The sequence below is a fragment of the Rhizobium sp. BK619 genome, from assembly GCF_014195245.1.
Classification (GTDB): domain Bacteria; phylum Pseudomonadota; class Alphaproteobacteria; order Rhizobiales; family Rhizobiaceae; genus Rhizobium; species Rhizobium acidisoli.
Window position 1 is genome coordinate 1 of record NZ_JACIBH010000014.1, and the last position, 24,085, is coordinate 24,085.

A 24,085-nucleotide genomic window follows, 5' to 3' on the forward strand; every position below is an offset into this window, starting at 1 on the left:
GTTGCCGCTGGCGACCACCCCGCCCGAACCATTGGCAACACCACCCTTCTCCGTCGCATCACCCGCATCGGCGACTGCCGTCGGCGTCGTGTTCGAGCTCGGCGTTGTAAACATCACATCGACCCAATAATTCGTCGACTGGAATGTGGTCGTGGGGAATAGGCTGTTGCTGCCATAGCGATAGACGCCGTTGCCGCTGGACGGTGCCGTGAGCGGGCCGCTCGTCACGTTCGAGGTGAAATAGCCGGTGGTCGTGGAATAATGACCGGTATTCGTGTGGTAAGACGCCGTGTAGGTTTGCCCGGCTGTCAGTGACACCGGACTGGTGAAATAGGCAGTCTGCCAGCCGCTGGTCGTCTCGTTCGTGAAGGTGAGGGTCGCAAGCCGTGTACCAGTGCTCGACCATAGTGAACCTGTATGCGTTCCCGTATCGAGGTCGCTCTTGTAGAAACGAATGCCGGTGACGGTGCCCGCCAAGGAGGTCTGAAATTTCACGCCGAGTTCAACGGCCGAGGTATCGTTGGTGTTGATCACCGCCGGTGTCGCTGCACCGAAGAGAGAGGTGTAATTCGGCCCGCTGACGGTGACCGTTCGACCCGTCGACGGTGTTTCCAGGTTGACGTTGTCGTCCACTGCGCGAGATCGGATAGTGTAGGTGCCCGCGGTCTGCGGCGACCACTTATAAGTCCAGTTCTCATCGCCGGTAGCTGGATGCCAACTCGCCCCGTTGTCGGTCGAGACCTCGACCGCGGCGATAACCCCGCCTCCCGAATCGGTAGCTGTGCCGGTAATCGTCACGGTGGAGCCAACGGCCGCCGTGTCGGGCACCGTGATCACCGAAGTCGGTGCAGTATGATCCGCCGAAGCCGTTGCCGCAACGAGCCCGGATTGCAGCGTCCCGGGCTGAATGCCCATGTCGGCCAGCAGATTGACCATAGCCTGCTGCACGCGGGGATCGGTCGCAGTCGCCTGATTGTCATGATTGTCGCTCAGGCCCCACGTCCAGTAGACGGTACCGGCGCCGAACACCAGCGCGCCGCTCGGCGCGCGATAAAGCGTCAGATTGTGGGTCGCGGTGGCATCGCCGGTCGTGTTTCCGTAATCGAGCAAATAGGTGCTGACCGGAAGCGTCGTCGATGACAGCTTGACGAGACCAGCCGGATCGAAGCCGTTGTCAGACGCTTCATCCCACTCATAGCCAAGATAGTTCTTGGTGAGCGTTGCCGTCTGGCCTGGCTGAAGATTGGCGACGCTCGTATTACGCCAGAAGCGCAGGTTGGCGTCGTCATAGCCGACGGTGATCGAAGCAAGATTGTTGCCGACATCGTCGACCTTGAACAACTGTCCGGTCAGTGAGTTTTCCGGGTTTCCGCCGCCGATGGCAGGTGGGCTGAAGCGTGGATCGCGGAAGGTGCCCGTCCATTCGTTGGAAGGATCGATGCTGGAGTTGGCCCATGTCTCCTTGTAGGTGATCAAGGTGCGATAAGGCGTGCCGTCGGCGCTGTAGGCATTGCCCCAGCGGGTACGCCAATAGACCTCATTGCCGCTCCAGAACATAAGGTTGACGCCAGCATCACGCGCGGCTTCGACATTGGTTCGCTGTTGACCGGACCAGTATTCGTCATGCCCGGCATCGATATATGTCTTGTGATTGAGCAACAGGCTGCCGTAGCGGTCGGCGTCGACACCTGACATATAGGAAACATCATAGCCGTTCTGTTCCAGCCAGTAGATGCCGGCATATTCGGCACCGAACAGATAGTCCTGCGGGCCGGCATAGGTGCCGACCCCGCCGCGGGTCGCAATCGGTCTGTTGTAGCTGACCGCATAGGCACGACCGGCACCCTGCCCCGTCGCCGGGCCGTTGCCGCCATAGAGGTTTGCGCCACCCCAGCCGTTGTAAGCCTGCCAGGTCTCGTCGGCGGTCTGGAAGACGATGTCGCTTTGGCTGGCGTCGTCGCGCACGATGAACGGGATTTGATTTTCGCCAGAGGTGCCATCCTGGCGCACGAGCTTGGCGATATAGACGCCTGAGACGGCATCATCAGGTACGGTCCACGAGGCCGAAACCGCCCAGTTGCCGGCGTCGACCGTGCCGGTCGTTGAATTGCGCAACGGACTTGGCTGGGTCTGCAAGCCGGTGTGCTGCATGGTTGCGACCTTGCGGGCACCCATGCCGCCATAATAGCCGAGCCGGTAGATATCGATCCGGTAGTTGGTGGAATTAGTGTTGATCTTGAAGCTGATCGTCTTGCCGTTGTCGACGCTGATATCGGTCGCAAACCCCTCGATATTGGTGCTGCCGGCACCGTCGATGCCCCACTCGCTCTCCGGATTGCCCTGCTTCTGGTTTTCCAAGACGATCGCGTTGCTGGCCGCCGCCGCAGCGGCCGCCAGATTTTGCGTCGTCAACGATCGCTGCGCAGAAGGTGGAGACGGCGTCGTCACCGAGCCGGAAAGGGTGCCGACACCCTTCGTGGTAGTGCCCTTTCCAGTTTCTCCGCCGCCGGGCAACGATCCGTTCAGGGCCGTTGATTCTGTCCACGTTGCGGTTCCGCGCCAGCCTGAGAGAGCAGACAAGCTACGATCGAGAAGTGGGTCGCTGACGGAGGCTCCGATGGCCTTCTTGATCGCCTCCGCATAGTCCGGTCCGTCGTTCAGCTTTGATCCCGGCAACTGACCATCTTGCTGAAGCAGGGCGCCGCTATGCGCGTAGTCGAGAATCCGTGTGGGGGACGTATAGTAGCCGCACCCGCACACACCAAAGGGCATGCCAACGGCCAGCGCATTTGCACCACCATGCTGCACGGTCGACTGCGCCGACGGCGTCGATTCGAGAATGACGACTTTGCCCGAGTGCGCACGCTCGCCGGCGACGGTGGCAGAATCGTGCTCCGACGCTGTCGGTGAAGGGCTCTGCGGCAGATACGGCGCCAAAGGATCGTCGCCTATGAGGTTCATTCCAGCGTAGGTGCGGTAAAGGGGTGATGCTGACCCGAATGAAATTCCGTGCGCGTTCCCCTCGAAAGAGGCAAAATCCGGCGTATGAACCGACAGTGCGGACGCCGCTCTATCAGCGCTTCGCTTTCCGATTTCGCGATTGACTGTGAAAGCGTCAGGCAAGGGTGGCGCGACGAGGCCGTCGTCGGCCCGACCTTCAGCGTCACCATTCACCCCCGCGATCTGCCCAACGTCGTGCTCCTTGAGCGCCGCGTCCTTATGGGGATCGCCGACGAGGGGAGCCTGCTTGTTTCCATCCGCCGTTTGCACCCCTGCCGCGAGTTGAGCATCATCCCCGTGCTTTCCGGCCGGCTTGCGCGGCCTTTCCTTTCCGCCGACAGTCAACCATCGGGGAACCAGCGAATCCAGCAGGAGTGAGCGCGAAGTCCACCGGCGAGCGTTGCGATACATGGCAGGTACCTCGCGAGATTGTCAGGGTCGAATCTATATCGCTTAAACGCGAAGTTCTGAAGTATAGTCGAAAATTATCAGAGTATATCCTACGCCTTTCGCTCTACTGGCGGCATCCTTTTGGCAAGCGGCCGTGTTGCGCGCCCACGCGATGGATCAGATGCGTGATGGCTGAGATCGCGGTTTCCTGTGCAAGGCTCGCCGCCGCAAAGAGAGCGAAACGGCGGGTCATCGCGCGGTAAAGTCGACGATCCGGAGCATACAGGCGCTGCCGAGGGGTTGCGCTTTACCGAAGCGAGCGCGCCTATTTCTGCGTGCAGAACCTGTTGATTTTGCGAGACAACGTCCGTGGGTGGCACCGACGATATATGTTTCTACTCAATTTAGGCTGAAGCACCCTCCCCACCTCATCAATATTGATGTGGCAAAGCAAACGACCTGCACCTTCCTCAAGGCTTCGCCAGACTGCACACTGGCGATGCAGCTTCGGAATTTGGTTCCGGCGTTCGAGCAGAGTTCAAGGTAATCGTATCAGCGTCCGTGTAAGAATGTTTTGCAGGCGAGACATGCATATGAATCTATCGCACCGCGCCCCTCGCGTGTTCTTTCGCGCGACGTTTGTCATCAGCACACTCGCCTTTCTCGCCGGAGCGGTGCCGCCTGCTGTCGCCGACAGCTCCCCCTTGGCGCCACAAACGAGAATCCGCCTGACGATCGTCCAATGGATCCAGTCCAAAGGCCAGTTTGAGCGATGGGACGGGATTGGCGGCGACTATACGGTTTCGGATACAGGTACGGTCTCCCTACCCTTTCTGGGGTCGCTGTCGGTTGGAAATCTGGATAATGCGGGCCTTACCAGCGAAATTGCCAAGCGCCTTCAGGCGAAGATGGGTCTGGCCCAGGCACCTGCGGTGACCATCGACATCCTCGACTATCCCTCCATTTACGTCGTCGGAGACGTGGTGGCGCCGGGAGAATACAAGTTTCGCTCCGGCCTCAGCGTCCTGCAATCCCTGGCCATGAGCGGCGGCCCGTTGCGGGCTGCGGCGCAGCAGCAATCGCAGACGATCAGGCTTGCCGGCGACTTGCGGGAAATCGACCATTCGCTGCTGCGCGGTTCGGCAAAACTCGCGCGGCTGCAAGCGGAGATGGCCGGGGAGAAAGAGATCGCCTTCGATCCGCCGCCCGCTGCCGATCGGCAATATGCCGAGAGTATCTACCAGGAAGAGCGGGTCATTTTTCAGGCCCGTGCAAACGCGCTGGACAAGCAGTCGGTGGCGCTCGTCGAATTGCGCAATCTCTTGACGGCGGAAATCGAAACAATGGAAGAAAAGCTGAAAGGCTCGGATGACAATATCCAGTCGGTCGAGGAGCAACTGACGAGCGTGAAGACGCTGGTCCAGAAGGGCCTGACAATCAGCTCACGCCAGATGGATCTGGAACGGTTGCTCACCACCTATCGCTCCGACCGGCTCGATCTCGTCACCGCCATCATGCGGGGCCGCCAGGCAATCAACGAGACGACGCGCAGTCTCGAGGGACTTTCCGACACGCGCCGTAGCGAGATCGCGTCCGAGGTGCAGGCGGAAAGAGCCAATCTCGATCAGCTGAAATTGAAGCGCGACACCACGCAACAACTGCTTCTCGAAGACCTGGCGAACGGCGCCAACGTGAATAACCGCGTTGAAGAACTTCCCCTGACGTTCGTCGTGAACCGGCGGGACAATGGACAGGTCAACCAATTCCAGGCCTTGGAAACGACCGAGCTAGCGCCGGGCGACGTGATCAGGGTAACCCGGAGCCGCAGCATCGCCGATGCGCCGTCCGAAGACGCCGCAGCCCTGCCTGCTCAGACCGAGGCGCATGTCAGTCAGGTAAGCCGGTGATAAGCGAAAAGCATGTGCTGCAATCGAGCCTGCGGCGGGGATTGAACGCCGGCACAGGACACACGGCTAGGGGCTTAAGATGACTTTGCGCATGACCCCACCTGGCAGCCAGACCTACACCGAGATCCTCAAGTCGACGATGCTGATGGGCGGCGCTTCCCTTGTGAACGTCGCACTCAGCATTATCAGAAACAAGGCGATGGCCGTCCTGCTCGGGCCGGAGGGCATCGGGCTTATGGGCCTTTATAGCTCGATCGTCGATATCGCGCAGTCTATCGCGGGTCTGGGCGTCGGCGGCAGCGGCGTGCGCCAAGTCGCGGAGGCAGCCGGCACCGGCGACGCAGCGAGGATTGCCCAGTCGGCGACCGTGCTGAGACGCATATCGGTGGTGCTGGCGCTGCTTGGCGGGCTTCTTCTCGCCGCCTTGGCATATCCCGTCTCAAGTTTCACGTTCGGTGATTTCCAGCATGTCGGTGGCATTGTGCTGCTGTCGCTCGCCGTTTTCTTCCGGCTGATGTCTGCAGGGCAGAGCGCCTTGATCCAGGGCCTGCGCGGCATTGCCGATCTCGCCCGCATCAACGTGCTTGCCGGGCTCTTCGGTACAGCCGTCAGTATCCCGTTGATCTACCTGTTCGGGGTCCAGGCGATCGCACCGTCGCTCGTGGTCATTGCAGCTGCCTCGATCCTTCCGACCTGGTGGTACAGCCGGCGGATCTTCCCGCATCCCTCGCCAATGCCGCCGCGCCAATTCAGCCGGGAGGTGTCTGCGCTGCTCCGGCTCGGTTTCGTCTTCATGGCAAGCGGGCTTCTGACCTTCGGTGCGGCCTATGCCATCCGCCTCATCGTGCTGAAGGAGGGCGGCGTCACGGCGGCGGGACTGTATCAGGCGGCCTGGGGCCTCGGCGGTCTATACGCCGGTTTCATCCTGCAGGCCATGGGAACGGATTTCTATCCGCGCCTGACCGCAACGATCGACAACAGTGCCGAATGCAACCGGCTGGTCAATGAACAGGCAGAAATCAGCATGCTGCTCGCCGGCCCCGGTCTTCTCGGCACGCTGACGCTCGCGCCGCTGATGATGAGCCTGTTCTATTCGGCTGAATTTCATGGGGCAGTCGAGCTTCTGCGCTGGATCTGCCTTGGAATGATGCTGCGGATCATTTCTTGGCCGATGGGTTTCATCGTCGTGGCGAAGCGGACCCAGGCGATTTTCTTCTGGACGGAGGTTGCGGCGGCAGTCGTGCATGTCGGGCTTGCCTGGCTCTTCGTATCGCTGCTCGGTACGCGCGGAGCCGGCATGGCGTTTTTTGGCCTCTATGTCTGGCACAGCATCCTGATCTATCTGATCGTGCGGAGGCTGACCGGTTTTCGCTGGTCCGCCACCAATCGCAGACACGCGCTGCTCTTCTTGCCTGCATCGGGACTGGTGTTCCTGATGTTCTCGATCTTGCCGCTGTGGCCGGCGACGGCGATCGGCTTCGTCGCCGTCGTTCTCTGCGGGCTCTATTCGCTGCGCATGCTGATCGACCTGCTTCCGCCGGAATCCGTGCCGGCAATCATCCGTGGATGGATCACGAAATCAGCATAACGAACAATGCGCGCATCCGAAGATACGCGCATTGTTCGTTATGCCGATTGTTCAGGCGAGAGCAACATCCCTGGCAGGTTGCACGGCAACCGCTCCGACGCTCGCTCCCGCAACGGCGGCGCGAAGTGCCTCGACAACCCGGTCCATGTCGGACACCGTCATCTGGGCATAAAGCGGCAGGATGATCGTTTGCTGCTGCGCAGATACGCTTCGCATCAGGCTCGAGGCAGCGCGGTAGGAGCTCTCGCCTGAATAGGCTCCCTCCAGATGAATGTTCATCACACCACGCCGGGTTGAGATACCCTGATCGAGCAGGGTCTGCATGACCGCACGCTGGTCGACCGTATCGGGCAATCTCACACAGAAGCTCTGCCAGTTGCTGCGAGCCCAGCGTGGTTCGGCCGGGAGAGAAAGCCCTGCAATCGTCTGCAGACGTTCGCAATATTGCTCGGCAAGCAGCCGGCGCTGGGCAACCAACTCCGGCAGCCGCCGCAGCTGCTCGCGTCCGACGGCCGCCTGGAGATCGGTCATCCGGTAATTGTAACCCAACTCGTCATAGTCTTCGAAGATCACCTGCTTCGAGCCGTGACGGACGGCATCGGTGACGCTCATGCCGTGCTGGCGCCAGAGCCGGAACTTCCGGTCATATTCGGGATTGGCCGTGGTCAGCATGCCGCCATCACCCGTGGTGACGACCTTCCTGGGGTGGAAGGAGAAGCACGCAATGTCGCCATGCGCTTTGCCGATCTTTTCCCAGCGCCCGTCCCACAGGATTTCGCTTCCCGTCGCACAGGCGGCATCCTCGATGACCGGTATCTGATGGCGCTTGCCGATCTCGACGACAGCGCGGAGATCGCAAGGCATGCCGAGTTGATGCACGCAGAGAATTGCCTTGGTGCGGGGCGTGATCGCCCGCTCGATCAGACTGGCATCGATATTGTAGCCATCGTCTTCGATATCGACGAAAACAGGCACCGCGTCGCAGTATCGAACCGCATTTGCGGTCGCGATGAAAGAATGGCTGACCGTCACGACTTCATCGCCGGCGGATACGCCGACCGCCTTCAGCGCCAGATGCAACGCAGTTGTGCAGTTGGACATGGCACAAGCATGCGCAGCGCCCACAAAGGCAGCGAATTCACGCTCGAAAGCGGCGACCTCCGGCCCCTGCGTCACCCATCCCGACAGAATGACTCGGCGCGCAGCTTCAGCCTCTTCCTCGCCGAGGACGGGTTTGGCGACAGGAATTGTCGATTGAGATGAACTCATGCTGCCTGTCCCCCTGCGTCGGTCTGCATTTGCCACCAGGCAACGAGATCACGAAGCCCTTGCTCCATGGAGATCTCCGCCTTGAAACCGAGGAGCCGTTCCGCCTTGCTGATATCGGCAAGACGACGAGTGACGCCGTTGACCGTGCGCGCTTCTTTGTGCTCCGGCTCCAGTGACGAACCCATAATATCGCTCAACATCTTCGCGAGTTGCAGCAGGCTTATTTCCGTGCCGCTCGCGACGTTGAACACTTCGTCCGTGACATCGCTTTTCGCGGCCAAAATGTTTGCGCGGGCGATGTCGCGGGCATCGACGAAGTCCATCGTCTGACTGCCGTCGCCGTAGACGAGGGGCGGCATTCCCGCCGCCAGACGCTCCATCCAGCGGATCAGAACTTCCGTATAGGCGCCGTAAACGTCCATGCGCGGCCCGTAGACGTTGAAATAACGGAGCGCTACATAGCGCAGGCCGTACATTTCCGCAAAGCTGCGCATCAGCCCCTCGTTGAATACCTTCGCCGCGCCGTAGATCGTCCGGTTGTTGTAGGGATGATGCTCTTCGGTTGTGGGAAAGCTCTCGGCCAGCCCCAGAACGGAAGCCGAGGAAGCAGCGACCACCTTCGAAACCCCTGCCTTGACGGCAGTTTCGAGAACGTTGAACGTGCCCTCCGCAAGGACATCAAAAGCCAGTCGTGGCTCTTCCGCGCATTGCGTGATGCGGATGGCGGCCTGATGAAACACGATATCGACGCCTTCGAAGACTTTCGCCAGAAGGGCTCTGTCGCGGATATCTCCCTCGATGATGTTAACGTACCCGCTGGCTATTGCCGTACTGAGATTATCCCGACGTCCGCGCACGAAGTTGTCGAGAATGATGATCTCACGCGGTTTTTCCAATGCGACGAGATCGGCAATATGTGACCCGATCAGGCCAGCTCCGCCGGTAATGAGCACCCGTTGATTTCTCACGATCTTCCTCCATGCGATATATCCAGCACAGGATCAGCCTCCGTGCGCCAGCGTATGAACTTCGCCGGCACGCCGGCGACAACTGAAAACGGCTCGACATCTGAGACGACAACGGCGCCCGCACCGACGATCGCGCCTTTGCCGATGGTCACGCCGGGAAGAATTGTGGCGTTGGTGCCGATGTCGGCCCATGCGCCGATACGGACAGGCTTGATTTCGAGATCCGTGCGGATGATCGGCACATCCACCGGCAGGGCCGTGTGGCTCGAGCCAAGCACCTTGGCGCCAGGTCCCCAGCCGACACAATCCTCGATCACTAGGTCGCGCGCGTCGAAATAGGCCATCGGGCCGATCCAGACATTGTCGCCGATCACGCAAGTGCCGTCGAAGCGTCCCTGGATATAGGCCTGGGCGCCAATGAACACGCCATCGCCAATTTCGAAAGTTTCCGGATGTTTGAAACCGGCACCGCCTGCAACCTGCAACCCTGCGCCGCAGCGCCGCGCGATGGCTTGCCAGATGGCCTTTCGCATCAGAGTATCGATGACACCGTCCCCGGCCGCGAAACGACCGTAGAGTTCAATCAGGCCGGCACGCCCATAAGATTGCCTGAGTTCTTCGGCCAACCCTGCCTGGTAAGCCGGGTCCGCCGGCCTTTCATGACGGCCATGGACCGCCTGCACGACCCGGGCCTCGCCGGCACGACTAGCTGACATAGGCGTACTCCAGCGCAGCGGCCACTTGATCGACGTGCCACGCCGGCATCTCGGGATAGATCGGCAGCGAGAGCACCTCCCGGGCGGCGGCTTCCGAGATTGGGAAATCGCCGGCCTGGTAACCAAGGTCGGCATGGGCCTTCTGCAGGTGAACGGGGATCGGATAGTGCAGTCCGGACTGGATGCCCTCCGCGCTCAGCACGCGCTGAAGCTCGTCGCGATCGCGGCTTCTGATGGCATAGACGTGGTAGACGTGGCGCCGGTCGGTGATCTCGACAGGGGTCCTCAAATTCGGCGAACTGCCAAGCAGCAGCGAGTAGCGGCGGCCATGGGCGCGCCGCGCTTCGGTCCAGGCTTCGAGATGCCGGAGCTTGATGCGCAGGATCGCACCCTGAATGGCATCCATGCGGTAGTTGAAGCCCTTCAGCAGATGGTGATAACGCTGTTCCTGACCCCAGTCGCGCAGCATGCGCATCGTCTTGGCCTGATCGTCGCTGTTGGTGACGACGATACCCCCCTCACCGCAGGCGCCGAGATTCTTGCCGGGATAGAAGCTGAAGCAGCCGGATGCGCCGATGCTGCCGGCGCGCGCGCCTTTGTACTGCGCTCCGTGCGCCTGGCAGGCGTCCTCGATGACCGGTATCCGGTGGTGATCGGCAATCGCCTTGATCGCGTCCATATCGGCCATCTGACCGTAGAGATGGACGGGAATGATGGCCTTGGTTCGGGGAGTGATCTTTGCCTCCAGCTGAGCCGGATCCATCGTCAGCGTCACGGGCTCGACATCGACGAACACCGGTCGTGCACCTGCATAGCAGATCGCCGACACGGTCGCGACGAAGGTAAACGGCACGGTGATGACTTCATCGCCGGGGCCGACACCTGCCGCGAGCAGCGACAGATGCAGGGCGCTCGTCCCGGTGTTGACGGCTATCGCATGTTTGACGTTGCAATAATCCGCGAATTCCTGCTCGAGCCGGGCGACCTCCTCGCCCAGTATGTATTGTCCCGAGCCGAGCACGCCGAGCACGGCGGCGTCGATTTCGCTCTTGATCGATTGATATTGTGCTTTGAGGTCCAGGAACGGGATCATGCAATGCGCCTCGCCTCTTCGAGCTCGATGATGCGACCGCGCTGGGCGAGCGACCGGCTTGCGGATTCAAGGATGCGAACAACGCGCAGCCCGGCTTGGCCATCGGTAATGGGCCGCGAATTCTGCTCGATGCATTCGACGAACTGATCCAGTTCGCGTTTCAACGCTTCAGTCATATCGAGCTTGGGCGCCCACATGTCGCCGCTGCGGTAGCCGACCATCATCTGATGCACCTTCTCGCCGTAGGCCTGGGAATTCGGGTTCAGCGTGATGCCCTTGTCGTAAACCTTGATCTTTTCGCTGGGCTCGAGATCATCGTAGACGACCATCTTGTTGCTGCCGCCGATCAGCGTACGGCGCACCTTGACCGGCGCCAGCCAGTTGACGTGGATGTGGGCGATAAGCTTGCTTTCGAAGAAAAGCGTCAGATAGGCGATGTTCTCCGGCTCACCGAGCACGTGGCTCATGCCAGTCGCCGAAACAGCCACCGGCCTTTCCTGCACAACATGGTCCAGGATGGACAGGTCGTGCACCGCGAGATCCCAGATAACGCTGACGTCGTGCTGGAAGAGCCCCAGATTGACCCGAACCGAGTCGTAGTAATACATGTCCCCAAGGCCGCTTTCGACCAGTTCGCGCATCTTGCGGACGGCGCCCGTGTGGACGAAGGTATGATCGACGGCCAGCACGAGGCGTCTGCGCGCGGCTTCCTCGACCATTCGCGCGGCCTCCTCCGTCGTCGATGCCATCGGCTTTTCGACGAAGACATGCTTTCCGGCCATCATCGCCTGCATTGCGAGCTTGAAGTGGGTCGAGACCGGCGTTGCGATGGCGATTGCATCCACTCTCGGATCGCGCAGGACTTCCTCGAAATTGTCGGTGATCGTCACTGCGGGATATCGGCTTTTAACAGCCGCCAGCCGTTCGACGTTCAGATCGCAAACTGAAAGGAGCTGCGCGCCGGCCGCTTCCGAGATGTTACGAACCAGGTTCGGGCCCCAATACCCATACCCAACTACAGCAATACCGATCATCGCATTCCTCCCAACACTTGCATGTCAACTGACCGGTCATGAACGCGACCGGTAATTCTCGCAGGAACGCCGGCAACAATGGCGCCGGCAGGCACATCCTTCGTTACGACAGCGCCGGCGCCGACCTGTGCGGCCTCGCCGATGGTCACGCCGGGCAGAATGGTGGCATTGCTGCCGATCGATGCGTGGCGCTTGACCAGAGTGGGGATGACAACCCAGTCGGCCTCCGTCTGCAGACTGCCGTCCGAATTGACGGCGCGCGGGTAGGTATCATTGGTGAACATGACCCCGTGGCCGATAAAAACGCCGTCCTCCAGCGTCACGCCTTCACAGAGGAAGGAATGGCTGGAGATCTTGCAGTCTTTTCCGACGAGGACGTTTTTCTGGATTTCAACGAAGGTGCCGATGCGCGTTCCCGCGCCGATCGTACAGCCGTATAGATTCACAAGATCCCGATGGTGGATAACGCAGCCGTCACCCAGGTTGACGTTCGATGCAATCATCCCAACTCGCCCCCTACGCTTCAACAGGCCCTGACGTGGGTGAAACCGGCCATCGCAAGAATGCATCCAAGGTTTCGTTTCGTCAGAGCAAATATTTCCTTCCATTCAAAAAGAATTGTTTTCTTCATCTGAGTAAAGAAACAAAACGTTGAAGCTCATTCACCTAAAGGCGTATCTGCTTACGAAAATTGGATGACGAGCGCATGCGAACGTCTATGACCATCGACCATCGGCAGCGACAGGTCACGCGCCGAGCGATCCTGATCCTCCACGTCGAGGACGGGCATAGTTTACATGGGTTTAGCGAGTACAACTGAATATATGTAGCAACCTGATGGGTCGACATACAAATGAATTAGCCACAGATCGATCAGTTTCAACGATGTAACCATTTGTATCTGTCCCAGGAACTTATGTGTTGGGGTAACCACTATTAATTAGTTTAACATCCTTGGAACTGTGGTATTAAATTAGCACTTCTGGTAATTAAACTCCCTTATTTACAGAGGAGTTTGATATTCGACTTTGAAGTACCGCGTAGAAAAAGGCTGGGAGGATGGGGCGTTGGATACAATAAATATAAGCCACAGGCAGGAAAACATATCTCTTCCGTTAGAGATAGAAGAGGGTTCGACGGCGTTTGCCGGACCGTCAAAGTCAAAGCATTCGCTTGTCATTCTTGACAAGAGGGAACTTGATCGGCACTGCCTTGCACAATGCATGGCCGCGCACACGGCGGATTTCGTGATTCTGGCGTTCGGATCGATTGAAGAGTGGAAGCAAAAGCGTGAAGAATATCCTCCGCTTTCGGCAATCCTCTTGAACGTCGGCGGCAAGACGGTCGACGACCCTGTCGTTTCGGAGCAGATCAAGGCTCTTTCGTCGGAATTCGCATCGACACCGGTCATTATATTGTCCGATAGCGACGACTTCGCCCAGATCGTCAGGGCGATCGATTACGGGGCAAAGGGTTACATACCTGCCTCCGTCAGCATTAGCGTCTGCATGGAGCTGATTGCGCTATCTGTAGCAGGAGGGCTTTTCGTGCCCGCAAGCGCTCTGTTCGCCATGCGTCACTTGCTGCAGTCGAACAATCCGACAACGCATCCGCTGGCCGGGATATTCACGGATCGCCAGGCCGAAGTCGTGGCGGCACTGCGGCGCGGAAAGGCGAACAAAATCATTGCCTATGAACTCAACCTGCGAGAAAGCACCGTCAAGGTGCATGTTCGCAACATCATGAAAAAGGTCAAGGCAACGAACAGGACGGAGGTTGTGTTCAAGCTTAACGACTTGTTCCAAAATACTAATACTCTTCCGGCTTGATCGTGAAGAAGACGCATGCTGATACTATGGTTGGAGCAGATCTTTTCTTGGAACCACGTTTTGCTCAAATCACCCCGGTGGCGCGAATGCGTCCCCGGGGTTTTTTGATGCGCGGGTGCTCTATTACGCTTTCCACGATCTGCGCATGATCAGCGATCGAGCGCTCAACCACGGACTGTTCTTTCCGTCCTTGCGGAATCCGTCCCGATCCCGCCTGTTCAGGCTGCAACTCTTCGCCGCATAGAATTCAAGGCGTACCAGCACTTTGGGCCGATCGTTTGCTTGCAGACCAACTTGATCCAGGGCAACGAATTTCGTACATCAGGAGAAACCTCCAATGCAAAACGCTGAATAGCCACGGCCGTCGCAACGTCGAAGTTGTTGAATGCGATGCCAGCCTGTCGAAGCGCCTGTTTTCCGAGATCCCTGGCAAGAAAGCGTCGTAACATCTCATCTTTCTTGAGGCTATCGGCCGCTTGACTAAATAGCATATCAAAAGCCTTTTTTCTTTGCAGGAGATCGGAGAGAATATTTTCTCCATAGTATTGCAGCGACATATTCGAGGCATGTTGGCGATATACTGCTTGATCAGCATTGATGAACCCTACGCCGGCATGTGATGCGAGCCTTAGCCACATTTCCATATCGCCGGCATGCGGCAGTTCCTTGCGGTAGCCGCCGACCTGCTTTTGCAGCGCCGTCCTCACGACAGCGGTCGCCGTTGGAACGAGATTGCGCGCTCCACTCAACTGCATGAATTGCCGACCGGACAAGATCTGCATGGGGTGAACGTAATTTTCGCCGAGAGGATCAGCGCGCTTGCTCATGGTGCCATCTGGCTCCGCTATGATCGCGTTCCCGAACGCCAACCCCACATCCGGATAATTGCGCATCAGTTCCGCTGCGCGGCGCAGCGCGCCTGGAAGAAGATAATCATCCGCAGAAAGAAGCAGGAATAAGTCACCGCCTGCCCAATCGATCCCCTCATTATAGGTGGCGATGTGCCGCATGTTTGCCGCGTGGCGCCGATAAGTGACCCGCGTGTCACGGGCTGCCAGGGACATCCCGACTTCCGGCGTGTTGTCGGGCGAGCAATCATCCAGAATAAGCACGCGCACATCGACGCCCGCCTGCGAAAGGACGCTTTCAACGCATTCCTGCAAGAAATGGGCGTAGTTATAGCAGGGAATTACCACATCAACACGTTGCAAACTTCTTCCTCCGTGCGCACAGCGTCACTCTCGGTTTGACAGATCTTCCAGACGCGGCCTCGTTTCGGTGTTATGCGGCATCTGTTTTCCGATTCATTCTCGCAGATGTTGAGAGATGTTTTCGCCCGGCCGATTTCATGCGCGACCAGACAGTCCCCAGCAGGGTGGACCGAGCAGGAAGACAAGAGATTGGGGCCTGGCAAGACGTTCAGTACTCATGTTTTGGGCCGAGATAAGAGTAGGGGGAAAGCCTTGACAGCGCATATTGGCCGACCAGCTTTGCTACCGAGCGCCGCCTGAGCGGAAAGCCGAAATCCTGCCAGATGCGCCAGCGGTCCCGAGCCGGGAGAGACTTGAACCAGTAGTACGGCTCGTCGGTGAACGCGAGAGTCTTGCTGCCCGCAGGGGCAGGTTCTCCCATTCGCTTGTAGTCGGCTTCCCAAGTCGTGCGGTAGCATACCGTCGCGGTCGGCTCATGAGCGCACGACAGCCGAGAACTCCGGATCGAGCTCCAATAGACGGAATCTCCCACTGGATAGAGTTCCCTCGGCATGTGAGCCCAGCGCGCAATGATCGGCAGGGCCGGTCGCGTGAGAAATAGGCAGTTGGTATCAACATGTGTACGACCGTCGCTCTTAGAGTCGTCGAACATGTAGCTGCCGTCCGCGCGGTGCATCGAACGTCTCGATGTGCAAACCGCAGCACCAGTCCGGCGGTGAAGGTCGAGCAGGCGCTGAATGTGGTCGGGTCTGTACCAGTTGTCCGCATCGAGAAACGCCACCGCGTCATAGCCCTGGGCAAAGGCGCTGAGGCTGCCGATCACGCGACCCATGTTGCCCGCGTCGCCGTGAGCATTCGGCAGGATGAAATGTTTTGTGCGCCAGCCCCCGACAACAGCGTTCGGGAACCCGTCGGCAACAAAAACCTGGTCGCATGCAACGGTTTGGTCGAGAACGCTCGCCCGGCATTGCTCAAGGAGCTCGTTGGGCTCCTTGTAGTATGGCGTAATAACGGCAATGCGCATGCTTCACGTCCTCAGTGTTTTTGCGGCGATTTGCATGTCCGGCAATCGCCGCTCTTTTTTCATATCGCGGTTTGGGCTCGGTTCATCGAAAGAACCGAGCCCTGATTTGCGCTTTGCCGTTTCTGTTCACGTTCCGAGGGGCGCAGCTTGCGGAACAGGAAGTCCGACGGCCGGGGTAGGCAGATAGGTGTTAGCCGTTCGCGAGGACCGGACGCTAGGCACGCTCTTGACCCCGCCAGAAAGCTTCCACTCGAAATACGCGATCGTTTTCTCGAGGCCCTCTCGCAGGTTCACCGTCGGCTGCCAGCCCAGGTCCTGCTTTGCGCGACTGATATCGGGCTTGCGCTGTGTCGGATCGTCAATCGGCAGAGGATTGTAAACGATGCTTGATTTCGATCCCGTCATCTCGATGACCATTTCGGCCAGTTCGCGGACCTGGAATTCTCCCGGATTGCCGAGATTGATTGGACCCGTAACGCCGGCTGGCGCGCCCATCAGGCGGATGAAGCCCTCGATCAGATCGTCTACATAGCAGAAGGAGCGCGTCTGCGTGCCGTTGCCGAAGATGGTGATCGGTTGGTTTTGAAGAGCCTGAACGATGAAGTTCGAGACGACGCGGCCGTCATTGGTCTGCATGCGCGGCCCATAGGTATTGAAGATCCGCGCCACCCGGATTTCCACACCGTATTGACGGTGATAGTCGAAGAACAATGTTTCGGCGCAGCGTTTGCCTTCGTCATAACATGCCCGCGGGCCGATCGGATTAACGCTGCCTCGATACTCCTCGGGTTGAGGGTGGACGGCCGGATCACCATAAACTTCGCTGGTGGAGGCCTGGAAGATCTTCGCCTTGGTGCGTTTTGCCAAGCCGAGCATGTTGATGGCGCCGTGCACATTGGTCTTCACCGTCTGCACGGGGTCGTGCTGATAGTGGACCGGAGATGCCGGGCAGGCGAGGTTGTAAATCTCGTCGACCTCCACATAAAGCGGGAAGGTAATGTCGTGGCGAAGAATCTCAAAGCGTGGATCGTCGAGAAGGTGCAGCACATTGTCGCGCGAACCGGTGTAGTAATTGTCGACGCAGAGGACGTCGTTACCCTCTCGCAAAAGCCTTTCGCACAGGAATGATCCCAGAAATCCGGTGCCGCCGGTAACCATAATTCTCTTGTGTCCGTGCATTGATGTGCTCCGTTGTTGATGATTGCCTCGTGGAAGTGGTCAGCAGGCTCCCCTGCGCTTGAAGACCGCGGGGATTGTGCCGAGAAGAATTTGGCAGTCGAACCAGAGGGACCGGTTGTCGATGTAGAACTCGTCGAGTTGCTGCTGCAGCTCGATATCCGCATCGCTTCGTTCGGATATTTGCCAAAGGCCCGTGAGCCCCGGCGTGACGGAACGGCGCTTGTCCCGAAATTCGCCGTCCATCGCCGAAAGGTGATACTCCGGGAACGGCCTTGGTCCCACAAAGGCCATCTCGCCCGCAATGATGTTCGCCAATTGCGGGAGCTCGTCGATGCTCGATGAGCGCAGCATATGCCCTATAATCGGAAGGATGCGCGGATCGTCCTTGAGCTTGAAGTGGCTCAACCACTCGGCGCGCATGGCGGGGTTGTCTCGGAATAGTGCTTCAAGGCGCTGTTCTGCATCTTGGTACATCGTCCGCAATTTCAGGACGTGCACCGGCTTGCCGGACCGTCCTTCCCTGGCATGCCGAAAGAAGACAGGACCTGGATCGATGGCGTAGATTGCGGCCGCTGCAATCGCGATGAATGGCGCGACCACGATCGTTGCAGGGATGGCGATTGCGAGATCGAGGATCCGGCGAACCGGATCCGAGTTGATCGAACTCCCACCGGTGGTGAGGCGAATGCCGATCTCTCCGCCGATATCGGCAGGTCGCAATCCACTTACCTTGAGGTTCGGTGTGTCGGACAGCAAAATGACTTCTGCGAACTTCCGACGCAGAGCCGGCAAGCCGGACACAAGCGAGCCCGTGTCGCCCGCGATGAAAGCAATGGATGGCCCGCCACCCGGCAATGCGTCCAAGGTATCGGGGGAAAATGGCTCCGGCCTGATGCCATACTGCCAGTGGTCGGTGAAATGTGCCACGAGTGCGGGAGCAAGGTTGCGCCCCCCTATGACAACCGCGCGCTCCCCCCAAATTCCAAGTCTCCAGCAGAGACCTCGTGCAAGCCAATGCACAAATGGCTGAACAATCAGCCCGAGACCGAGGAACGCGATGATGGCAAACAGCAGCCGTCCCCCCTCCGGCAGGACAATTGCCCCGAACGCCGCCAGGACAGCCACCTTGACGGCAGCCAAAGTGCGTCGCCGCAGATGTTCGTGGTCATGCAGCCGATATCCGGGATAGAGGCCGGCCGATGCGTAAAGAACAATCGCAGCCAGTGCGGCGACCGTGAACGCACGTTCCACGAACGTGCCCTCCGAACCACTGGGGAGAAAGGACTGGAGAACGAAATAGGCAATCAAATAGCTGACAGCGTCGCCGGCGACCAGCAAGGACGACGTTGCAAGCCGTGGAAGCCGGCGCCGTAGTGCGACGGGCATATTCAGCCCTGCCGGTACAAAGGCATCGGCGGTCTTGGCTGCTATGGGCGGCACGGATCCTGCCGGAATCGCCCGCGATGTCATGTCATTTGATGCAGATGCCTTCGACGGACCCCGTGTCATCGCTGACGGCACAAATATGGACATGACGCTTTACCCCCTACTGCATTTGTCCCGACGCGCCCGATCCAGAAATGGCGTCGTCAATCGGAAACTTCCGAAGTCCCAGCCTCTGGAATGCTGACAGCGAGATGAAGGTCGGCACGACGAGCGCATAGCGCCGCCACAGCCGCCGCGGCTCGCATAGAAGACGAAACGCCCATTCGAAGCCGCTTCTTTGAATGAACCTCGGCGCCTGCCGCTTGAGGCCGGCATGGAAATCAAACGCAGCCCCGACGCCGATAAGCATCGATGCTTCCAGACGGTCGCGCATGTGCGCCATCCAGAGCTCCTGCTTGGGACTGCTTAGCCCGACCCAGATGATATCGGCGCCCGACCGATTGAGCTGGTCAGCAATATCTGCTTCCTCCTGCGTCGACAGTTTGCGAAAAGGCGGCGCATAGGAGCCGACGATCTGCGCTTGCGGAAATTTTACGAGAAGGCGCGCCTGCAGTTGTTCGAGCGTTTCGGCCGTTGCGCCATAAAGAAAATGGCGCAAGCCCTTGGCGCTGCCGGCATCAAAAACGGATAGCATTAGATCAGGTCCATAGACTCTGTCGCTTTCCGCATGACCAGCCTTCCGCAGCGCCCAAACAAGCGGCATGCCGTCGGGAGTTACGAGGAACGCCCGGTTATGGATCGAGCGGAGCTCGGGATCATCCTGACATCGGACGATGCCGTGTGCGTCGCGAACGCAGACATATTCCTTCCTGCGGTCTTCGATCGCTTTTTGAATAAACCCAGTCGCGCTTTTGAGATTGACTGCCGAAACGCGAACGCCAAGGACATTCGTCCATCCTAAAGAGGCCCCCGGATGAAGAACTGAAGTTGGGCTGCTGCGTACTGGTTGTTTTCTCATGACCTACGCTTTCGCGACTGAAACTGTCATCAGAATATCCCGGCAGCTCGATTGCCTCCATACTTGCATCTCCAGCTATTGGACGTAGAAGAGTCTTCGCGTTTACGTCTTACGCCGGGATGACATACGATATTCGAAGTAAGTCCATGTACCCCATGGCTTGCAATGTTGCTCTTTTTGATGACCGCAGGGGGCGCACAGCATAGTCGCCCTCGCGCGCACAAAGCCGCGGAGGATCGCGTTCTATCTTTATGAGCAGAATGAAGGCCCGCCCGCGAATTGAAGGTTGGACCGAAAGCTCATCGCAAGGGCCTGGTAAAGAGCATGCCAGAGAAGAACTGTTCCACGGATCGGCGGCCTTCTGCCGGCTCTGTTGCCGCAGAACACCGCTCGTCGCGGCGCCCTTTGTCACTCGGCCGGCGCGACCACGCTTCCGATGTCCGCCCCAGCCTTCTGAAGATCCCGGAGGCTGCCAAATTCTCCCGAACGCATGATGCTGGGATCTATTCGGAAGCTCTGGCTGTTCAAGTTGCCGCTGTAGCGGTTGCGCGCGAATTGCACAAATCCAAGCCCAAGATCGGGAGCGTTGACATACGCGACAATGCCGCTGTCACTGTCAACCGATACAACATTCTCCTCAATACGATTGGGGCGTGCCCATGGCGGACGCCAACCCCTGCCGGTCCCGTCATCAACGCGAAAAGCCGCGCCCGATCCGTGTGTGATGACGTTTCCCGCCACCAGGTTGCTCCAACCGCCGTTGATACCGATCGCCGCGACATTGCCCGAGAGGGTATTTCCCTCGATGCGCAGCCCGCTCGCCTTCCCATCCGTATAGATCGCCCAGCTGATAGGAGACGGCCATTCCCTGGTATTCTCATATCCGGGAGGCCAGAACGTCCCATCGGCCCTATTCATGAGATGACCGGTCCCGGTCACGAAATTGGAGCGGATGGTACTGTTCAGAGGGTCGCCCTGCTCGCCCATCATCTTGATGGCGCCCCCATCTGCCGTCTGCTGATTGGCGTTACGGATCACATTGTGCTCGATGACAGCGTTATAGACGGCGTCATTGGAACCCCACAGCGATCCGCCGGCAATTCCGAACTGCGCCGCGTTTTCGATCAGGTTGTCGGCGATCCTGACATTGTCAGCCGCCTGGAACCATATTCCGGCGGTTTCAATGTAGACCTTTCCGATGTCATGGATATGGTTTGAAAGGATCCTGGCGCCGTTCGACTTGCCGAAGGTGCCATAATTTGTGCCGACGTATACCCCGTTGCCGGCCACATCCGCAATAACATTTGCGGCAATCAACACATCCTTGCTTTCCGTCACATGGATCCCGACGCCGACATTCCCGATGCTGTTGCCGACAATCTTGACGCCATCGGCGTGCTCGATCCGTATGGCGCCGAATCCTCTGGTTTCCGTATAGAACTTGCCGCTGCCTTCGGGCGCTCCATCTCTAAACTCGAGCCCTGATACCACCATCCCGCTGGCCCCATCCAACTTGAAGAATGTCGGTAGAATGCCAGCAACGACGACGGAATTGGGCAACGACTGATCGACAGGGATATAATGAAGCTCGCCCGCGACAGGGTCGTACCACCACTCTCCGGGAGCATCGAGCAAGGCCTTGGCTCCGGCAAGGAAATAGCGGCTGCCTTCTGCGGTAAAGAAATAGCCTGTGCCTTTCGTATGGACAGTCCGGCCGGCATCGTCAATGGATACAACGGGGAGCGTATCATTGCCCCACTGGCTTCCGGGTTGATACCCCCCGACGATGTCCACGACCAGTCCACTGGTATCACCCACTGCCGGAAGGTCGCCGGCGTGGAAACAAAAACGCGTGTTTCCTTCCGACCCGTCGACGGCAGGCCGGCACTTTGCGGCAAACAACCATCCCTTGCGCGGGTCGCCATCAGCGGGGACGTTGGGGAATCGAGCTCTGGTTTGGCGTATCCCATTGACGAAAAGATCGCCGACCCCTTCATCCGGTCGCAACTTCAGCGGCGCCGTCCAGCGACCCTCGGCCTGCTGCGCGAAGTCGCGCACGCGCAGCCCCCCATGCAAAATCGGCGCTTCATTGCATCTTGCCGTCAGGATCAAGCCGGTATCGCGGGCGTCAAAGACGATCGGCTGAGTAAGATAGTAATCGCCTTTACCCAGCGCGATGGTGTTGGTGCCGCCTTTCTCACGGGCAGCATCACGGGCTCTTTCGATGCTGGCGAAAGGGCCGTCGCCACCCTGCTGAGTTGCCGTTGGAAGGAGGCCACTCCAGGTGTCTTTGCCATCGGGAGAAACGTAAAATATCGTCCGCCCCTCGGTGCTGCTGCTCAATTCGTCGCTTAGAGAAGTCCCCTTCAACTTGGCTGACAAAGTCGCGGAAGCTTCCGCGCAGGTCGCCTCCCTGACGAGCATCTGCAGGCGCTCGGGCGCATCTATCTCCGTCCCGACTGAAGCCGCGTTGCCGGGCTGCGGAAAGAGCATGACAGGCAAGATGCTCGAAATCAGTCTAAAACGCCGTCTCATGATGTCTGCAACCCGCTCGTAAGGCCACGTGCGGGCGCCTGCCAAGCTGGCGAACGGCTGGTCGAAACGACGGGCGCGTATAGCGAAAACATGATGATGGCTGTGGTAAACAGGATGAAGATCGCGTCATTCTGAACGAAAAAAATACTTTCGGTTAGATTCATCACCGGAATCATGATCGTAAGGACATTGAGCCAGAGCCACCCGTACTGCCGATCATGACAGTGAAGGAACGCGCCCTGGCGAATTGCGTAGGGAAGCATCAAAGCAAACGGAATCATTCCCACAATGCCAAAGCTCAAAAGGATATCGCGGTATCCATTATGCGCGTGGGGCGCCGGCCATCCGATTTTTAACCAGATGTGCGTCGCTTCAGTGTTCGCGACTGTCCAGAAAGCCTGGTAACCGTAACCAAGCAACCAACGATCGGATATTTCGCGGTCAACCAGCTCCCACAATGGCACCCGACCCGTCAAAGTCGCGTCCTTGCCGAGCGCCTCAAGGGCCGGAACCAGGAATTCGTGCAGCGAAATCAGAATGCCGACAGACAGTTGAACGAAAAACAGGACGATGACGACGCGGCCAATGCCGCTGCTTCTTTGCAGGAGGGAATAAAAGCCGATCAGGCAATACGCCACTGACGTTGCAATGATTGCGGTCATCGATCCGGAGCTTGCAAGGCAGATCACACCCGCAGCCAGCAAGATGAACGCGGTTCGCCGCAGACCGAGCGTCCCGTCGATCAGCACCGCCGTCGCCACCAAGATCATCAGAGCCGCGTACCAGCCCAGCACGTTCTTGTGAATGAAGACGCCCCGCATAGCACCGTCCGGCATACTGGCGAGGCTTGGTGACACCACGGAGAAAACCACACTCAGACCGATACAGGCTCCGAGCGTCACAAATAGCAGGAACAACAGCTGCCTTGGCGTGAAACGTATCGCCAGGACGTAGGAAAGAAGCATGCAGAACAAAAGACCGATTGCGCGCCTCAAGCTCGTTGGCGGTGATATTGACCACAGGGTAGACAAAAACGGCAAGACGAGCATCAGGGGAAGAATGAGATTTCGTCTGAGCGCCGTTAGAAACTGCGGAAAATTGCGTAGCAGGATCACGATTGTAAATGCATAAACAGGAAAGCAAGGAAGACGCAGGATAGATTTGGCAGATTCGCTGAGCGTTCCGTCTGCATCTGCCAGCATAAGCGGCAGGAGAGCGCCTGCCTGAATAAAAAGGGATATGCCGGCGCCCCAGCATTCTATGGCCCGCCAACTGATGGTTGGTCCGCTGGCAGTTCTGAGGCTATCTACTCTCATTATCCGTCCCGACTGACTTGAACAGACAAGCGGCTGTTGATCGCGGCAGATCAAAAAAACAGGTGTCGGCCTTTGTGGCTGCGCTGCTCTCAAGCAATCATCCGGCCACATCCGCGGTCAACCTGTTCTAGTGAAGGGCGGACTACGCCTAATGCACCTTCGCTCCACCCAAAGACGGTGTTGCGCCTAAGCTTTCAGGCGGTATTTACCCAAAAGGCGGGTCTTCATGCCCGCGAATTGCCCTTAAGAGCAGATGTTGCGCTTGTCCGTTCACCGGTACCGTGGCGATGAATGTCTTGTGAAGCGTGGTGGGTAAACTGCGGTTCCACTGCAATGAGGCAACAATTCTGACAGAGGCTATCTCTGCAGTCGAAGCCTGGAAGGTTAGGATTACTATGTTTCTGCGTCATGATCCTAGTTCTCTATGCAACACGACCGGCGCACTGCTCGTCGTGGCATTATCAACGGCGATCTCATCGGCTTTGCGCGAGATGCTGGGCCGACAAGGAATTTTGAATATCACCATCACCGAGGCTCCAAACCGCGATGGCTGCGCAAAGGGCGACCTCTTAAGCAAAGTTGCGCTGCACAGCGGTGCATCGCGGCAACCCGCCTGAGCGCG

General features: G+C 58.6%; 18 protein-coding genes. 4 read left to right on the plus strand and 14 right to left on the minus strand.

Annotated features, from left to right (window positions below; genetic code table 11):
* Positions 1 to 3,411: N,N-dimethylformamidase beta subunit family domain-containing protein (locus tag FHX14_RS24985; protein ID WP_184379386.1), on the minus strand; the 3,411-nt coding region annotated here is incomplete at its 3' end.
* Positions 3,412 to 3,983: 572 nt separating this feature from the next.
* Between FHX14_RS24985 and FHX14_RS24990 the strand changes: the two genes are divergently transcribed.
* Both FHX14_RS24990 and FHX14_RS24995 read left to right on the plus strand, forming a co-directional pair.
* Complete coding sequence (locus FHX14_RS24990; RefSeq protein WP_184379689.1) at positions 3,984 to 5,297, plus strand: polysaccharide biosynthesis/export family protein; 1,314 nt, start codon at positions 3,984 to 3,986, stop codon at positions 5,295 to 5,297.
* A gap of 79 nt (positions 5,298 to 5,376) precedes the next feature.
* A complete protein-coding gene (locus FHX14_RS24995; protein ID WP_184379388.1) occupies positions 5,377 to 6,885 on the plus strand; it encodes an O-antigen translocase in 1,509 nt (502 codons plus the stop codon).
* A 51-nt stretch (positions 6,886 to 6,936) separates the two neighbouring features.
* Here FHX14_RS24995 and FHX14_RS25000 read toward each other — a convergent pair whose 3' ends face one another.
* Genes FHX14_RS25000 through FHX14_RS25025 form a run of 6 tightly spaced genes read right to left on the minus strand, consistent with a single transcriptional unit; the run spans position 6,937 to position 12,468 of the window.
* Entirely contained in the window at positions 6,937 to 8,154 is a 1,218-nt protein-coding gene (locus FHX14_RS25000; protein ID WP_184379390.1) for a DegT/DnrJ/EryC1/StrS family aminotransferase, read from the minus strand.
* On the minus strand, positions 8,151 to 9,122 hold the full coding sequence (locus FHX14_RS25005) for an NAD-dependent epimerase/dehydratase family protein (RefSeq protein ID WP_012560037.1): 972 nt from the start codon (positions 9,120 to 9,122) through the stop codon (positions 8,151 to 8,153). Before FHX14_RS25005 ends, FHX14_RS25000 begins: the two co-directional genes overlap by 4 nt.
* Complete coding sequence (locus FHX14_RS25010) at positions 9,119 to 9,838, minus strand: acyltransferase (RefSeq protein ID WP_184379392.1); 720 nt, start codon at positions 9,836 to 9,838, stop codon at positions 9,119 to 9,121. Before FHX14_RS25010 ends, FHX14_RS25005 begins: the two co-directional genes overlap by 4 nt.
* Positions 9,828 to 10,931 (minus strand): DegT/DnrJ/EryC1/StrS family aminotransferase, encoded by a 1,104-nt coding sequence (locus tag FHX14_RS25015; RefSeq protein WP_184379394.1) that lies wholly within the window; start codon positions 10,929 to 10,931, stop codon positions 9,828 to 9,830. The genes FHX14_RS25010 and FHX14_RS25015 overlap by 11 nt, the downstream gene beginning before the upstream one ends.
* On the minus strand, positions 10,928 to 11,965 hold the full coding sequence (locus FHX14_RS25020) for a Gfo/Idh/MocA family oxidoreductase (protein WP_184379396.1): 1,038 nt from the start codon (positions 11,963 to 11,965) through the stop codon (positions 10,928 to 10,930). Before FHX14_RS25020 ends, FHX14_RS25015 begins: the two co-directional genes overlap by 4 nt.
* On the minus strand, positions 11,962 to 12,468 hold the full coding sequence (locus tag FHX14_RS25025) for an acyltransferase (protein WP_097627782.1): 507 nt from the start codon (positions 12,466 to 12,468) through the stop codon (positions 11,962 to 11,964). The genes FHX14_RS25020 and FHX14_RS25025 overlap by 4 nt, the downstream gene beginning before the upstream one ends.
* Before the next feature lie 564 nt (positions 12,469 to 13,032).
* Here FHX14_RS25025 and FHX14_RS25030 point away from each other — a divergent pair.
* Positions 13,033 to 13,794, plus strand: a complete 762-nt coding sequence (locus FHX14_RS25030) for a response regulator transcription factor (protein ID WP_184379398.1) — start codon at positions 13,033 to 13,035, stop codon at positions 13,792 to 13,794.
* 218 nt (positions 13,795 to 14,012) lie between these two features.
* On the opposite strand, the gene FHX14_RS25035 is transcribed toward FHX14_RS25030, so the two are convergent.
* The 7 genes from FHX14_RS25035 to FHX14_RS25065 all read right to left on the minus strand — a co-directional run bounded on the left by FHX14_RS25035 (position 14,013) and on the right by FHX14_RS25065 (position 23,463).
* Entirely contained in the window at positions 14,013 to 15,005 is a 993-nt protein-coding gene (locus FHX14_RS25035; RefSeq protein ID WP_184379400.1) for a glycosyltransferase family 2 protein, read from the minus strand.
* Positions 15,006 to 15,213: 208 nt separating this feature from the next.
* Positions 15,214 to 16,029: a glycosyltransferase gene (locus FHX14_RS25040; RefSeq protein ID WP_184379402.1), complete on the minus strand. Its 816-nt coding sequence runs from the start codon at positions 16,027 to 16,029 to the stop codon at positions 15,214 to 15,216.
* 126 nt (positions 16,030 to 16,155) lie between these two features.
* Complete coding sequence (locus FHX14_RS25045; protein ID WP_003595492.1) at positions 16,156 to 17,208, minus strand: UDP-glucuronic acid decarboxylase family protein; 1,053 nt, start codon at positions 17,206 to 17,208, stop codon at positions 16,156 to 16,158.
* A gap of 39 nt (positions 17,209 to 17,247) precedes the next feature.
* Positions 17,248 to 18,741, minus strand: coding sequence for a sugar transferase (locus FHX14_RS25050; protein WP_184379404.1), 1,494 nt, complete (start codon positions 18,739 to 18,741; stop codon positions 17,248 to 17,250).
* Positions 18,742 to 18,754: 13 nt separating this feature from the next.
* On the minus strand, positions 18,755 to 19,612 hold the full coding sequence (locus FHX14_RS25055; protein WP_003595488.1) for a WecB/TagA/CpsF family glycosyltransferase: 858 nt from the start codon (positions 19,610 to 19,612) through the stop codon (positions 18,755 to 18,757).
* Positions 19,613 to 20,020: 408 nt separating this feature from the next.
* On the minus strand, positions 20,021 to 22,147 hold the full coding sequence (locus tag FHX14_RS25060) for a right-handed parallel beta-helix repeat-containing protein (protein WP_184379406.1): 2,127 nt from the start codon (positions 22,145 to 22,147) through the stop codon (positions 20,021 to 20,023).
* Positions 22,144 to 23,463 (minus strand): O-antigen ligase family protein, encoded by a 1,320-nt coding sequence (locus FHX14_RS25065; protein ID WP_184379408.1) that lies wholly within the window; start codon positions 23,461 to 23,463, stop codon positions 22,144 to 22,146. Before FHX14_RS25065 ends, FHX14_RS25060 begins: the two co-directional genes overlap by 4 nt.
* Positions 23,464 to 23,858: 395 nt before the next feature.
* Between FHX14_RS25065 and FHX14_RS25070 the strand changes: the two genes are divergently transcribed.
* A complete protein-coding gene (locus FHX14_RS25070; RefSeq protein WP_184379410.1) occupies positions 23,859 to 24,080 on the plus strand; it encodes a hypothetical protein in 222 nt (73 codons plus the stop codon).
* The last annotated feature ends 5 nt before the right edge of the window (positions 24,081 to 24,085 follow it).

Coding starts and splice junctions, on each gene's coding strand:
- FHX14_RS25010 (WP_184379392.1), bottom strand. CDS start 9,838: ATGTCAGCTAGTCGTGCCGGCGAGGCCCGGGTCGTGCAGGCGGTCCAT.
- FHX14_RS25045 (WP_003595492.1), bottom strand. CDS start 17,208: ATGCACGGACACAAGAGAATTATGGTTACCGGCGGCACCGGATTTCTG.
- FHX14_RS25060 (WP_184379406.1), bottom strand. CDS start 22,147: ATGAGACGGCGTTTTAGACTGATTTCGAGCATCTTGCCTGTCATGCTC.
- FHX14_RS25040 (WP_184379402.1), bottom strand. CDS start 16,029: ATGCGCATTGCCGTTATTACGCCATACTACAAGGAGCCCAACGAGCTC.
- FHX14_RS25065 (WP_184379408.1), bottom strand. CDS start 23,463: ATGAGAGTAGATAGCCTCAGAACTGCCAGCGGACCAACCATCAGTTGG.
- FHX14_RS25070 (WP_184379410.1), top strand. CDS start 23,859: ATGTTTCTGCGTCATGATCCTAGTTCTCTATGCAACACGACCGGCGCA.
- FHX14_RS24990 (WP_184379689.1), top strand. CDS start 3,984: ATGAATCTATCGCACCGCGCCCCTCGCGTGTTCTTTCGCGCGACGTTT.
- FHX14_RS25000 (WP_184379390.1), bottom strand. CDS start 8,154: ATGAGTTCATCTCAATCGACAATTCCTGTCGCCAAACCCGTCCTCGGC.
- FHX14_RS25020 (WP_184379396.1), bottom strand. CDS start 11,965: ATGATCGGTATTGCTGTAGTTGGGTATGGGTATTGGGGCCCGAACCTG.
- FHX14_RS25025 (WP_097627782.1), bottom strand. CDS start 12,468: ATGATTGCATCGAACGTCAACCTGGGTGACGGCTGCGTTATCCACCAT.
- FHX14_RS24995 (WP_184379388.1), top strand. CDS start 5,377: ATGACTTTGCGCATGACCCCACCTGGCAGCCAGACCTACACCGAGATC.
- FHX14_RS25055 (WP_003595488.1), bottom strand. CDS start 19,612: ATGAGAAAACAACCAGTACGCAGCAGCCCAACTTCAGTTCTTCATCCG.
- FHX14_RS25050 (WP_184379404.1), bottom strand. CDS start 18,741: ATGTCCATATTTGTGCCGTCAGCGATGACACGGGGTCCGTCGAAGGCA.
- FHX14_RS25015 (WP_184379394.1), bottom strand. CDS start 10,931: ATGATCCCGTTCCTGGACCTCAAAGCACAATATCAATCGATCAAGAGC.